Origin of the sequence: uncultured Tateyamaria sp. (assembly GCF_947503385.1) — a bacterium.
Lineage (GTDB): Bacteria > Pseudomonadota > Alphaproteobacteria > Rhodobacterales > Rhodobacteraceae > Tateyamaria.
The window spans coordinates 1-13030 of the sequence record NZ_CANNDO010000020.1; the positions used below are offsets into that span (position 1 = coordinate 1).

Genomic DNA, 13030 nt, shown 5'->3' on the forward strand with positions numbered 1-13030 from the left:
AAGCAGATATCGACACCTGCACTATGGCGCATTGCGACGCCGGTTGGAGCAGGAGCCATCCACCCCATCGGCTTCCCGCCCTCCCTGCAGAAAGGTGACTGTTTGATCGACGTTCTGCAGTCCTTGCAACAGCCGCCAAGTTATGTTAGAAAACCTCGGACTAAATGAAAAATTGTCTGAGGTTACCTATCAGTGCCGCTTGAGCTGACACAGAGGCAACGCCTCCTTGAATACCTAGAGACCCATGCGCCAGCGCGCGCACGGGATCTCGAGGGTGTGGGCGTATCAGCAGCAACAATCTCTCGCTCGGTGCAGTCCGGAGACATCCTTCGGCTTGGTCGGGGCCTTTACGGACTGCCTGATAGCACGCCCAACACGCACGAAACTCTCATCGAAGTCGCCAAGCGCGCCCCGAAGGCCGTCATCTGCCTCACATCGGCACTGGCGTTCCACGGTCTCACCGACCAACTGCCACGTCGCGTCTGGATCGCCATCGGCGCCAAGGATTGGGAACCAAAGATCACATATCCGAAGATACGAACCGTCCGGTTCCGCGAACCCTATTTCTCGGGCAGCGTCGAAGAGCACCCAGTAGGTGGGACAGAGCTCAGGATGTACACGGTGCCCAAGACGCTTGCGGACGCGTTCCGGAACCAGCGCCTTGTCGATCGCTCGGTCGCCATCGAGGCCCTCAAAGCCGCAATCGAACAGCGCAAGGCGACACCATCGGCGATTGCTGAGGCCGCGCGGACCTACGGTGCCTGGAACCAGATGCGCCCCTATCTCGAGGCTGTGACATCGAATGGCTAACACACCAAAGAACATCGCAGCATCGGTGCGCCAACGGCTTCTGAACCTTGCACGAAAGGAAGAGCAAGCCTTTGACGTCGTGTTGGTGGCCTTTGGCCTAGAGCGGCTTATCTACCGCCTGTCCATATCTGCACATCGCGAGCGCTTTGTCTTGAAAGGCGGCATGCTTGTAACCCTTTGGACCAAGGATACAGGCCGATTTACCCGGGACGTCGATTTCCTGTCGTTCGGTGCTGAGGACGAGGAAACCCTGAAGTTGGTCATTGCGGAGATTCTCGCAATCGACGCAGAAGATGGCCTGGTCTTTGACGGCGCCAGCCTTACGGCAGTACCGATTAGGGACGATCAGATCTATGGCGGCATGCGCCTGAAGACGACTGCCTTTCTCGAAACGACGCGAATTCCGATCACGATTGATGTCGGGTTCGGAGACGCGCTTGGGAACCCCGACTACACGCTCGACTACGGCTCACTGCTCGATTTTCCGTCCGCGTCGGTGCGCGCCTATTCCCCCGAAACGGTTATCGCTGAGAAATTCCAAGCCATCGTGGCACTCGGGATCATCAATGGTCGGATGAAGGACTACTATGACCTTTGGGCCCTACCGAAGGCAGTCGATCTCAATATGGACGAATTGCGGACCAGCATTGAAAAGACCTTTGAGCGACGACAAACGGAAGTGCCGAAGAACCGACCGCTAGGCTTGTCCGAGACATTCGCCGCCGACACAACCAAGTCCGCTCAGTGGCGCGCCTACTCTGACGCCACCGAGATCGAAGGCATGAGCCTCGCGGACGTCGTCGACGATATCTGGGCGACGCTTGAACCAATCTGCGCGCGCGTCGGTCGTACACCCTGAGGAAGCCAGACCTCAGCTTGTGTATTCATACGTGTCATCCGGAAGCCGGCAGATATGGCCGACCGTGGCGGCGTGACTGCCTAGCTGTTCAGCAAGCGCGCTTCGCCGCGACGCGCCCATGAGTTATAGAACTCAATTCTATAACTCATCACAGTCGCAAATTTGAGCGATAGAACTGCGTGTCACGCCTCCGTCAGCCCTGCGTCCTCAAGCTGCTCCCGGTCCGGCAGATCCTGCAGAGTCTCCATGTCGAACGCGATCAAGAACTTTTCGGTCGTGACATAGGTGTAGGGCGCCCCACGTCGCGGGGATCGTGGGCCTGTCCCGATGAGTCCTTGCGCATGTAATCTGCCGATCAGATCGCGGCTGATCTCCTTGCCGAAGATATCCTTGAGCCCGTCCCGGGTGATCGGCTGGTGGTAGGCTATGGCGGCCAGCACTGCGACATCGTATTCGCGCAGGTCCAAATCCTGATCGCTGACATCCGCCGCCGCCCGGATCGCCGCCGCGTAGGTCGACCGCGTCCGCAGCATCCAGCCACCGGCGACCTGGGCCACTTCGAACGACCGCCCTTCGAGGTCTGCCATGAGATCGTCGATCAAGAGATCGACGGAAGCCCCCTGCCCCACAATGAGCGCCAGGTCTTCGCGCGGCACTGGTGACGCAGAGGCAAAGAGCACGGCTTCGATCCGGCGTATCCATTCGCGCCAGCGCAACTCTTGGGGAAACTCTTCAAGCTCCCGATCAAGTTCCTGGTCTGCCTGATCCTTTGCCATCGCTCAGATCCCGTAGAGCCGGAAGGTGTCGCGCCCGGTCAACTCGCGCACGACCCCCAACTCGACCAACCGGTCACAGAACCGCCGCGCGGCGCGATCGGATCGCAGCGAGGAGAGCGCCGTCGGCGCGACAGCGTCAGAGGCCAGAAGCATTGCCACAGCCTCCTCCGCTCCTTTGGCGCGCAGCTTGGGCGCAACAGCCTGCAACCGTGCCGCCCGGCGCGCCAGATCAGTGGCCTGCTGTGTCGCTTCCACGGCCGCTTCGGCAGTCGCCCGATGATAGGCCGTCCGCAGCTCTGCGCCCGTCTTCCGCAAATCGGCGCGTTTGAGATCGAGCCCCATAAGAGGCAGAACATGGCTCCACCCGAGCGTCTGCGCCAAAGCCGCGTCCGCCAGGATCAACGCCGTCGCGGGATCGCGTGGTCGATCCGCGAGAACCGCCTGCAGCACGGACGCAGCGCGCGCGACCGGCGTCCCCTGCCCCGCGCCGCGTGGGTCGGATCCGTCCAGCCACATGGCGATCTGCTCCGGCTCCAGATCCGGCAACGACCGGTGCAAGGCCTTGACGGACACAGGTCGTTCGACGGCCCGTCGCCAGGATTGATAGACCCCGCCTGCCGGACCGGGATGATCGCCCGGCTGCAGGAATGCCACTGCGTCGCGTAGCTCTGAAGCCCGTTCCGGGCGTCCCTGATGCGTTACGCAGGCGTCCGCGGCGCGCAGCGCCAGTCGCGTACGAAGCAAGGGCTGGGGCACGTCTTCCCTGCAAAGCACAAGATGCAGGTGGCTCAGCGCTGCGCCTGACAAAAACGCCACATCTTCAGGGGTTTCGGGCCGCCCAGAGGTGACCCAGCCCGGCAGTTTCGGTATTGTGATTAGGTCGTCCGAGATGACTGTGGGCTGATAGGTCATGCCACAAGACTATCACGCGGCGGCGCTTTTGCCTACCATATAGTGTGCAAACCGCCCCACCCTGCGGCTACTTTCTATGTCCATTAAGGTTGCCTTATCGGACATAACTCTGATAAGCTCAGAAACATGCAGAATTTCGATAGCGAGGAGCATAAATTGCCCCCTTCAGAGCGTGCCGAGGCCGAGACTTTGAGCTCGGCGTCCCACGAAGCAACGAACGATGCTCAATTCCACGAGAGGGACTTGCGATCGGACGAGGAGATCGACCTGCCAGCCCATATGGCTGGATCCGGTACGCTCGATCGGCTGGTGGACACAGCCCGCGACTATGCCCGGGCCGCAACAGCCGAGAACACCAACAAGGCGTACACGGCCGATTGGAAACATTTCGCGCGCTGGTGTCGGCTGAAAGGCACGGATCCCCTGCCCCCCTCGCCTGAGATGATCGGGCTCTACCTGACCGATCTGGCTGCGCCGACGGGCCCCTCCCCTGCCCTCTCCGTCAGCACCATCGACCGCCGCCTGTCGGGCCTCGCCTGGGCTTATGCGCAACGCGGCTTTGCCCTGGACCGCAAGGACCGGCACATCGCCACCGTGCTGGCCGGGATCAGGCGCAAACACGCGCGCCCGCCAGTGCAAAAGGAGGCGATCCTGCCCGAGGACATCCTCGCGATGGTCGCCACCCTGCCTCACGACCTGCGCGGGCTCCGCGATCGGGCGATCCTGCTGATCGGCTTTGCCGGCGGGCTGAGGCGCTCGGAGATCGTGGGCCTGGACACAGGCAAAGACGACACGCCCGACAGCGGCGGCTGGATTGAGATCCTCGAGGACGGCGCGGTGCTGATGCTGAACGCCAAGACCGGCTGGCGCGAGGTTGAGATCGGCCGCGGCTCATCCGACCAAACCTGCCCGGTGTCCACGCTGGAACAATGGCTACACTTCGCGAAGATCGATTTCGGTCCGGTCTTCGTGCGCACCTCGCGCGATGGTAAAAAAACCTTGGACGCGCGGCTTTCCGACAAACACGTCGCCCGCCTGATCAAGCAGACCGTGCTCAATTCCGGCATCCGTGCTGAGCTGCCGGAGAAAGACCGCCTCGCCCTGTTTTCCGGCCACAGCTTGCGCGCTGGTCTCGCCAGCTCTGCCGAAGTCGACGAGCGCTACGTCCAGAAACACCTCGGACACGCCTCCGCCGAAATGACCCGCCGGTACCAACGCCGCCGCGACAGGTTCCGCGTCAACCTGACCAAGGCAGTCGGATTGTGACCACCATTGGAACATGTTCAAAGAGCGCGTTTTGGTAAAGGCACGATGACAACCTCTAAAACACTAGGCTACACGGCTGTGAAGGTTGCCTTTCCGCACACGTTTACGAAAAGGTTCACACGGATCGCCACAAACCCCTGTGGCCCCCGGTCCGCTTGTATTTGGCTTCTTGGCCCTGCCAGATATCTGCTCCCCAGCGGATCCACATACCGCCCCCGGTTCCGCAGCGCATAGCCATACACGCTCGCCCCATCCACCAACCCCAGCGGGTCTGCCTGCATGTACCGCCCCGTCGTCGGGTCGTAGTTGCGCATCCAGTTCTGGTGCAGGCCGCTGGAGGCGTGGAACCACTGGCCCGGGAAGCGCAGGTCGATGGCGTCGGTTGAGGCCACATGCACCCCGCCAAAGGACAGGTAGGACGCCTCCCATACCTTGGCCCCGGTGTCATCCGTCGCAAAGACCGGCCGCCCGATGTGATCCGTCCGGACAAAGAAGATCTCGTCCGTCTGCCCATCGACCACTGCCACGGGGGCACAGTCGAACCAGATGTACTCCTGCAAGAGCGTCCGCGCACCGGTGGCGTTGTCAATCTCGTATTCCGCTAGCCGGTTGCCATCGAAGTCATGGATCACGTGAATCGTCTTGCCGGCCTGCGTCATCCGCCGCACCACCTGCTGCCCCATGGCGTTGTAGAGATACTCCTCTTGCACCACGCCGTTCAGCAGGAAACGCTCCATCCGGTTGGCGGCGTTATAGGTATAGGCGTAACCCTGCCCGTTCCGGTCGTCCTAGGTGACGTTGCCCGCTGCATCATAGGTCAGGCTGCGTGTCCCTCCCTGCCCTAGCGCGATGCTTTCCAACCGGTTCGAGGTCAGCGGATAGGCATAGATATCCTCCACCACCGATGCGTTTTCGTACAGCGACCTGCCGCTGCGGTTGCCCACGCCATCATAGGTGAAATCCAGCTCGCCGTAATTGCCGACCGCTTCCGCCAGAAACTCGCACGGCGTGTACTGGTACGTCTCAGAATTGAGCGCGTTAAGCTGATCCGAGACGACGGCGAGGTTGTCCCGTTCGGTCCAGCTGTAGGTCACGTTCCGCAAGACATCATCGCCAAGCCGGTCGCGCAACCGGGTCAGACGGTAGGATTGATCATACACCCGGTTGTGGGAATACCCGTCATTGTACCGGATCACCTGAACCGGCCCGAATGGGTTGTACTTGATCCCCTTGATGACGTCCTGTCGTTGCGGAAACTGGTTGGTGATCGGATCGCGCAACTTGCGCTGCGCCGTGATCTTGGTCACCCGGTCCTGACCATCATAGGAATACCGCAGCTCCAGCTTGCCTGGCGTCAAGATGCGCGCCAAGCGCCCGCGCCCATCTGTCTTACAAGTGGTCGAATAGACTATGTTCTCTATTTTGCGCCGGTCAAGCGAGACATAGCCACCGTCCCGGTAGCGCCGATGCGTGAAACCGTTGGCATCATCTATGCGATCGATTTTGCCTTCGCCCTGGCTGTTGTTGTTGGTGTAGTCGTACCGGAACGTCTGATCCTGACCGGGATCCGAAGGGAAACGCCGCGCGGTGATCCGGCCACCATCGTCGTAGCTATACGTGCTGAGCACGCCGTTACCGTCCGTCGATGAGGTAACCAATCCGCGACTGTCATAGGTATAGGCCATGGTGCCACGGTCCGCACTGACCTCGGAGATCACATCACCAAAGCCGTTATGGACCATCTGCGTTGTGATCTGACGCGGGTCGGTGAACTGAGTCACCTGATCGGCATCGTCATGCTCCATCTCGGTCAGACCGGCCGCCCGGTCGATCACCTGCGTGAGCCGGTTCAATGCGTCATAGCCTTGGCTTGTCGTAAACTGCATGGCGTCGACAATCGACGTCAGGTTGTCCTCTTCGTCATAGGAAAACACCGTATTCTGGCCGCGGGCACCCAGGAGCTCTCGGATGCGGCTCAGTTCATCATAGGCCGTCGCTTCGGTAAATGCGCGCGAACCATTGCTGCGCAGGTACTCGGTCGAGGTGAGGTTGGATGCGGCATCGTAGGTGAAGTTCACCCTTTCGCCGGTGCTGTTCTCCATCGACGTCATCCGCCGTGCGAGGTCATAGGTCATCGTCCAGACCTCACCTGATGCGGTGGTATAGGAGACGAGCTGCCCCACCAGATCATAGGTGAACGCGGTGGTGTTGGCCGCACTTTGCCCTGCATTCTCGATATATTGCGTCACCTGCCCTTCGGCGTCATAGGCCATCTCGGCCACGACCCCATCCGGCTGAATGATCCGTGTGACGTTGCCGTAACTGTCATAGGCCGCGTACTGCGTCACCAACCCGTTCGCGTCCGTTATCAACGCCAGCGTTCCATCCGCATTGTAGGCATAGCTGGTCACATCGTTGATGCCGTCTGCCGCCAGACCGGGCCCGTCAACGCTCGTCATTACCTTCAGCCCCGACGCAAGCGTGGTATACCCATAGTCCCACGTGCGCGACTGTCCGTTGGACGGGCTGCCCACCAGAGCATCCGTCTGCGTGTAGCGGATCAGCAGGCCGTCTGCGTCATAGGCAAAGCTTTCCGACATCTGCGTTGTTGTGCGCGTCAGCGGCAGGCGCAGATCAGGATGCCACGTGTATGTCGTCACCCGAGGCGAAATACCGTCCGCGTCTTCGGTCTTGGTCAGGATCAAACCGCGCCCGTCACGCTCCATCAGCGTGCGTGCGCCGTTGCGCTCGGTCCGGGTGTAGACATAACCTGCCGGCGCGCCGGTATTGGGCGTGTAATCCAGCTCTTTGACCGTCGCCAGACAGCTTGCCGTTGCCGCACCATCGACGCGCGTGGGCAGCTTTACCCGGATACCGGTAGCGCCGATCGCGTTGGATTCCAGGTCGACAAACTCGTAGATGTATGAGGTCTGCTTACCAAGCGGGTTGGTGACCGTGGTGATGTTGGTGTCACGCTGGAATGCGAACCTGCTGGTGCCGCCATTCCGCTCTGTGGTGAGCGCTCGACCGCCAGTGTCATAGGAAAAGCGGCCAAACGCCTCCGCGTCCGAACGATCCGCATTCAACCCGTCAAACGTCGCCAGCAATTTTGGCGATACCGTGCGGGCCGCACCCATAAGCGCTTCTCTTGGATAGGCAACGGTACCACTGGCAGCAGCGGCGCTGGCCCCCTCTTCCAGCTGGCTTTCGTCCACCAGGTTCTCGGCCCCGCGATAGCTGTATTGCCAGCGGCTCAGCACCTGACCCGTGGCCAGATCCGTCGCTTCGACGCCGTCCAGAACAGCCGGGAAAACCGTCGGGTCGACATCGGTGTATACGTATTGAATCTCAACTTCAGGCAGGAGCGGTCCAGACGTGTAATCGGTGTCGACCAACACGCGCGCAACCCTGTCGCGCGCACGGTCTTCACCAGCATCCACGGCCCACTCGAACTCGGCCCGCTGATTGCGATTGTCTTCAATCGCGCTGATGCGCCCAAACGCGTCATGATCGAAGGTGATGGCATATCCGTCCGGCCAGGACATGCGCGACGCAAACAAGACCGGCCTGACCGTGTCAGTGCCGTCCGCGTCGGTACGCAGCTCAATCTGCCGCCCCGTTCCGTCGCCAAGGATGACGCCTTCTGACCGCCCCTCCTCGAATATGGTCAGTGTATGCGTGTCCGTCGACTTGAAGGACTTCAGGGTCTGTTGACCGTCGCGACTCAAAGCCGCCGTGTTGAAGGACACGAAAAAGCCGATCCGCCGATCACCGGGCGCACGGACGTATTCCTCCACACCAGATGTCTGAGTGCGGCCCATCGAATATTCCCAATTCGATGACCAGCCCACACCATGCTTCAGGATCGGGGCCAACCTCGGCTCGTGATCGTGCGAGGAATAGTAGCGCGCGAAATGAAATCTGGGGTCTTTGCTTGAAACCCAGTCTGCAACAGCTTCGGACTTAGAGCCATTGGACATCGCCACCGGGTTACCGGCACTGGACGTTCCGGGATTCGGCGGCGGCGGTCCTGCGGCTCCGGGTGGCGGCCCACCGGCACCAGCACAGCATGACCCATCTGGACACAGACAATCGGGCTGTGGCTTGCAGAAACCGGTAGCAACTTTGAAATCGCCATTTTCGTCGTAGCCCACACAATACAGGGTCGCCGCGCCCTCGATGACGCCTGTCTCCTGCTGACCGAACAGCCGATAGGTGTAGTTGCAATCGGCCCCTTCACCCGAAGCCCTGACAATCGTTTCCGTCGAAACGTGGCGCGCGATATTGCGGTTCTTGTCGTTACAGGCAGCACCTGCGCTTCCAACAAAATCATCAGGGTCCAGCCCAATCAAAAGTCCTGTTTTTCGCCACATCTCTGTGCCGCGGCTGGGGCAAGATTGTGCCAGAACCATACTGGCAGTGCTGATGAAAACGACCAGCACAACCATCAGCTTGGCCGGGTTAACGACCATAGAACGACTCTTGTGGAAAAAATAAACAGCCCCTTCCCCACGCAAAATCCTTGTCTTATCCAGACCTTGGACATTCTTTTGAATCATCTCAATAATTGAGATTCAACTTGGAGGGTTTTTTAAGAGAACGGATTTGCCTTGGACGCCACATGCCTAGGGGGGGCGGCATGAAACCGGGCGTGCCTCAGCCGTGTTCGACAGGCAGCTGCGATTTTTCACGCAAACGCCAGCACACGCAGGGGTCCAAATTCCGCCTCAGCCGCGGAACACAAGGCGCGCGACAGGTGCGTCTCGATGTAGCGTTCGGCAAAACGGCTGGGTGCCGTGACGGTCAACGTACCCGCGTCACACCCGACAAAGGAAAGCGGCGCAAACCACGCCGCATAAACCGCTGGATCGTTTGCCTTCAGTCGCGCACACACCCTGCCCCATGGTGTCGACGCCAGCGCGGGTGTGTCTGCCCGCGGCGCATAATCGCTCATTGCGACGACCTTGACCTCTGTCGTCAGATGCCGTTCCCGCATTCGGGCGTCAAAGTCAGGACCAATAAGCGCCCAGGCTGGCTCCGACATCTCCACGATCCTTGCCATGTTCAACCGGTAGGCCCCTACCCTGCCCCGTACACCGGGACGCTTGCAGATCAGGATTTGCATATCCGTCAAACGCTTGATCTCGCGTTTGACGGTGCGTTCGTTGACAGACCACATCCGCGCCATCTCGCGTTGACCGACACAGACCTCATCCGCCTTCCAGTTGTAGCGCGCCGTGATCAGCCCCACGAGGCGCAACATCGACGTTTGCAACACAGGCGGGCCGGACATTCCTGCGACCGCCAAACTGGCAATGACGTCATATTTCAACGATGCCGCGCCCGGCCCCATCAGCTTTTGTGCATGTTGCGCTATCATCGCCTGCCTGTCCTACTGCTTATGGGTGACCCTCTTGCGGGGCGATTCCCTATGACACTGAGATAACGTCGAAATCCCGTAATCTGTCAAGCCGCTTTGAAAAGCGGGATCGGCCCTGCCCTCTCTCAAAAACCAAAAGAAAATTGGGTTTACTGGTATAGGGTGCCATCTACGTGTCACCTTATCGGCATGCCGGTGTCACCTAAATCTAGCTAATGGACACGCCGGTGTCACCAAAATAGCCGGATAAACACCATAATATGCTCGCAATCAGCATCTTCGGCCCAGCAAAGGCTCTAAAATATCGGTTTTTTGTTTTGCAGGTTTGGCAAAGTCGCGTTATTCCAAAATGACCGAGCAAAAACAAGAGATGCATCGTGCCCAATCATACCGACCTTCTCCGCATGAACGAACGCAGCCTTGCGCAGCAGGCCGCTGTGCGCAAGGCCACCTTCTCCCCCGGCGAGGTCAAGGTGCTGCGCCCGTTCTCCATCTGGGAGATCAGCCAGTTCATGTTCAATGTGCCAGCCGACACTCTGCGCAAGAAGCTGGCGGATGACCCTTCCCTGCCCCAAGGCGAGACATTGGATGACGGGCGGCAGCGCTGGTTTTCTCTGGACGAGATCAATGAGCTGCGCCGCCGTCTGCGGTTCCGCGGCCGCTCTCTGCTGCCTACCCGGCCCCAAGGCCGCGCAATGCGGGTGGCGGTGTCCAACTTCAAGGGCGGCGTAGGCAAGACCGTCGTGGCTCAGCATCTGGCGCACGCCGCAGCTCTCGATGGGTATCGCGTGCTGATCATCGACTTTGACCCGCAGGCCACGTTGACTCATTCCATGGGTCTGACCGATGTGCGCGAATGGAACACCGTCTGGGGTGTGATGTGCCGGGATCTTTGTCGTGAGGCGGACCGGATCATGGCCGGTTACGACAACCCTGATGACTGCCCCTTCCCTGCCGCCGAGGAGCTGCCCGAGGATGTGCAGTCCATCGGTGCGCAGCGGGTTCAGGACTTCATCCAGCCAACCTGCTGGTCCACCATCGACATCATTCCGTCCTGTGCGAACGCCGCCTTTGTCGAATTCGCATCGGCCCAGTATCGCGCCTTGCACAAGGCGTGGAGCTTCTTTGGCTGTGTCGCACGATATCTCGATGAGCTGCCGGACGATCAATATGACATCATTCTTTTCGACTGCCCGCCTGCGATCGGATATCAGTCTCTAAACGCGGCTTTTGCGGCTGATATCCTCTATGTGCCCTCCGGTCCCGGCTACTGGGAATATGACAGCACGACCTCTTATCTCGGTCAGCTGGGCGACGCGATGGCCGACATTTCCGAGGGGTTTTCGGCGCACGCGGCGGACGCTGGTATAACGCTTCCGAAAGACTTCGCTGACATCCGGATGCTCATGACCCGGTTTGAGGCGACCAACCCCCTGCACCTTGCGATGATGGATGCGTTCCGCAACGTATTCGGCTCCAATGTGTGCCAACACCCGATCGAGATGACCCGCGCGGTTGAACAATCGGGTAGGTTTCAGATGTCGGTCTACGAGCAGGATTACAGGCAAATGACCCGCGAGACATGGAAGCGTGCGCGCCAGAGCTTTGATCGCGCCTACGACGAGTTTCGCACGACGGTGCTCACCGCGTGGCCGCAGGTGCAAGGACGTCAGGAGGCCGCAGAATGAGCCGTTCGAACAAGTTTGGATTTGCCCCGCTGGACACAGAAGCGACCGCACCACGCCGGACGCGGTCGCCGGGTCCGATGGGTACCGCCGTGCGCGATGCGGCCGAGACGTTGGCAGACACAACCGAAGCAAAGGTGGAGCAGCGCCGCCAGAATGCCGAAGATGCACGAAACTATCGCATGGCTCAGGACAGCGGACGGCTGCTGGTCGGGTTACCCGTGGGTAACGTCCTGACCGACGACCTGCCCCGCGACCGCCTCGCGCTGGACGAAGTGGCCGCGTCCGACGAGATGGAAGAACTCAAGTCGTCGATTCGTGCCCGCGGTCAGAAAGAGCCGATCGAGGTTTATCAGGCAGACGACGGCAGCTACCAACTTAAGAAGGGTTGGCGCCGCCTGACCGCGTTACGTCAGTTGTTGGCCGAAACTGGTGAAGACCGCTTTGCCGAAGTCATCGCCCGTGTCGAAAACGGCGCGGCTGATCGCACCCTGCGCTATGTCGACATGGTCGAGGAAAACGTGGTGCGCGAAGATCTGACCTTTGCTGAGATGGCGCAGGTCGCAATCACCGCCGCCGCTGATCCAGGCGTACCAGAAACAGATCCGGCCGAGTTGGTGGCCCGGCTCTATGGCGCGCTGCACAAGACCAAGCGGTCCTATATCCGCAGCTTTGTGTTCCTGCTCACCGCGCTTGGCGACGACCTGAAATGGCCCAAAGCGGTTGCCCGCAATTTGGGCGTGGACGTGGCGCGCGCGCTCAAGTCAATCGAACAGGCCGATGCCTTGCGCGCGCAGCTGACCGCCTGTGCATCAGAGGAGCAGCAGGCAAAGGTGCTGGCCGATTTTGTTGTGGGCCAAAAGTCCGGGGCAGGGGCCGCTGATACCGAAGGCAAGAGCGGCGCCGCTCCACGTCAGAAGCTGGAGTTTTTCGTTGGAGAAACCAAGGTCACAGCCCGCAACGGTGAGTTGCGTGTTGTGAGCGGCATCGACTTTGCCAACACGCCGAAGGCGGCACTTGAGGATGCCATAAAGGCGTTCGAAGCTGCGCTAAAAACCGGGCCGCGTATCCGGTGAGGTTACCCACGGGTAACCGGGTAGATTTGAACGTCTCAGAAAAATGATGTAAATCAATGACTTAGTGGAGTAATCTTTCTGCGACCCCCTGCGATTAAACGTGCCGCAACATGAAAAGCACGCACCGGTTGCAATATGTTGTTGCCAACGCAGCCTTTACCATTAACGTTCTCGGTTAACGATAAAGTACGGACGTGGGGACGTTTATGTTGGGTTGGATCAAACGCGGCTTTGCTGCGTCTATTGCATTTTATGTTGTTGTTTCA

At 60.0% G+C, this 13030-nt stretch carries 10 protein-coding genes; 5 read left to right on the top strand and 5 right to left on the bottom strand.

Annotated elements, in window-relative coordinates:
* Positions 1–192 precede the first annotated feature (192 nt).
* Entirely contained in the window at positions 193–810 is a 618-nt protein-coding gene (locus tag Q1A85_RS22825) for an AbiEi antitoxin N-terminal domain-containing protein (RefSeq protein WP_299695355.1), read from the top strand.
* Positions 803–1669, top strand: coding sequence for a nucleotidyl transferase AbiEii/AbiGii toxin family protein (locus tag Q1A85_RS22830; RefSeq protein ID WP_299695358.1), 867 nt, complete (start codon positions 803–805; stop codon positions 1667–1669). The genes Q1A85_RS22825 and Q1A85_RS22830 overlap by 8 nt, the downstream gene beginning before the upstream one ends.
* A 182-nt stretch (positions 1670–1851) precedes the next feature.
* Here Q1A85_RS22830 and Q1A85_RS22835 read toward each other — a convergent pair whose 3' ends face one another.
* Positions 1852–2445, bottom strand: coding sequence for an SMC-Scp complex subunit ScpB (locus Q1A85_RS22835; RefSeq protein WP_299695361.1), 594 nt, complete (start codon positions 2443–2445; stop codon positions 1852–1854).
* A gap of 3 nt (positions 2446–2448) precedes the next feature.
* On the bottom strand, positions 2449–3357 hold the full coding sequence (locus tag Q1A85_RS22840) for a DUF1403 family protein (RefSeq protein WP_299695364.1): 909 nt from the start codon (positions 3355–3357) through the stop codon (positions 2449–2451).
* Between the two features lie 279 nt (positions 3358–3636).
* Here Q1A85_RS22840 and Q1A85_RS22845 point away from each other — a divergent pair, with 279 nt between their 5' ends.
* Positions 3637–4623 carry a tyrosine-type recombinase/integrase gene (locus Q1A85_RS22845; RefSeq protein ID WP_299695381.1) on the top strand — a complete coding sequence of 329 codons (987 nt, stop codon included), beginning with the start codon at positions 3637–3639 and terminating at the stop codon, positions 4621–4623.
* 68 nt (positions 4624–4691) lie between these two features.
* Here Q1A85_RS22845 and Q1A85_RS22850 read toward each other — a convergent pair whose 3' ends face one another.
* The 3 genes from Q1A85_RS22850 to Q1A85_RS22860 all read right to left on the bottom strand — a co-directional run bounded on the left by Q1A85_RS22850 (position 4692) and on the right by Q1A85_RS22860 (position 10003).
* On the bottom strand, positions 4692–5360 hold the full coding sequence (locus Q1A85_RS22850) for an RHS repeat-associated core domain-containing protein (RefSeq protein ID WP_299695367.1): 669 nt from the start codon (positions 5358–5360) through the stop codon (positions 4692–4694).
* A 51-nt stretch (positions 5361–5411) separates the two neighbouring features.
* The gene (locus Q1A85_RS22855; protein ID WP_299695370.1) at positions 5412–9095 is read right to left on the bottom strand and encodes a DUF6531 domain-containing protein; all 3684 of its coding nucleotides are present in this window, start codon (positions 9093–9095) and stop codon (positions 5412–5414) included.
* A 215-nt stretch (positions 9096–9310) separates the two neighbouring features.
* The gene (locus Q1A85_RS22860) at positions 9311–10003 is read right to left on the bottom strand and encodes a DnaA N-terminal domain-containing protein (protein WP_299695373.1); all 693 of its coding nucleotides are present in this window, start codon (positions 10001–10003) and stop codon (positions 9311–9313) included.
* Between the two features lie 377 nt (positions 10004–10380).
* On the opposite strand from Q1A85_RS22860, the gene Q1A85_RS22865 reads away from it, so the two are divergent.
* On the top strand, positions 10381–11691 hold the full coding sequence (locus tag Q1A85_RS22865; RefSeq protein ID WP_299695376.1) for an AAA family ATPase: 1311 nt from the start codon (positions 10381–10383) through the stop codon (positions 11689–11691).
* On the top strand, positions 11688–12764 hold the full coding sequence (locus Q1A85_RS22870) for a ParB N-terminal domain-containing protein (RefSeq protein ID WP_299695378.1): 1077 nt from the start codon (positions 11688–11690) through the stop codon (positions 12762–12764). The genes Q1A85_RS22865 and Q1A85_RS22870 overlap by 4 nt, the downstream gene beginning before the upstream one ends.
* Positions 12765–13030 lie beyond the last annotated feature (266 nt).

Excerpts from the sequence above, each read along its gene's own strand:
- Q1A85_RS22850 (WP_299695367.1), bottom strand. The coding sequence starts at position 5,360 with ATGGAGCGTTTCCTGCTGAACGGCGTGGTGCAAGAGGAGTATCTCTAC.
- Q1A85_RS22870 (WP_299695378.1), top strand. The coding sequence starts at position 11,688 with ATGAGCCGTTCGAACAAGTTTGGATTTGCCCCGCTGGACACAGAAGCG.
- Q1A85_RS22840 (WP_299695364.1), bottom strand. The coding sequence starts at position 3,357 with ATGACCTATCAGCCCACAGTCATCTCGGACGACCTAATCACAATACCG.
- Q1A85_RS22845 (WP_299695381.1), top strand. The coding sequence starts at position 3,637 with ATGGCTGGATCCGGTACGCTCGATCGGCTGGTGGACACAGCCCGCGAC.
- Q1A85_RS22835 (WP_299695361.1), bottom strand. The coding sequence starts at position 2,445 with ATGGCAAAGGATCAGGCAGACCAGGAACTTGATCGGGAGCTTGAAGAG.
- Q1A85_RS22855 (WP_299695370.1), bottom strand. The coding sequence starts at position 9,095 with ATGGTCGTTAACCCGGCCAAGCTGATGGTTGTGCTGGTCGTTTTCATC.
- Q1A85_RS22830 (WP_299695358.1), top strand. The coding sequence starts at position 803 with ATGGCTAACACACCAAAGAACATCGCAGCATCGGTGCGCCAACGGCTT.
- Q1A85_RS22860 (WP_299695373.1), bottom strand. The coding sequence starts at position 10,003 with ATGATAGCGCAACATGCACAAAAGCTGATGGGGCCGGGCGCGGCATCG.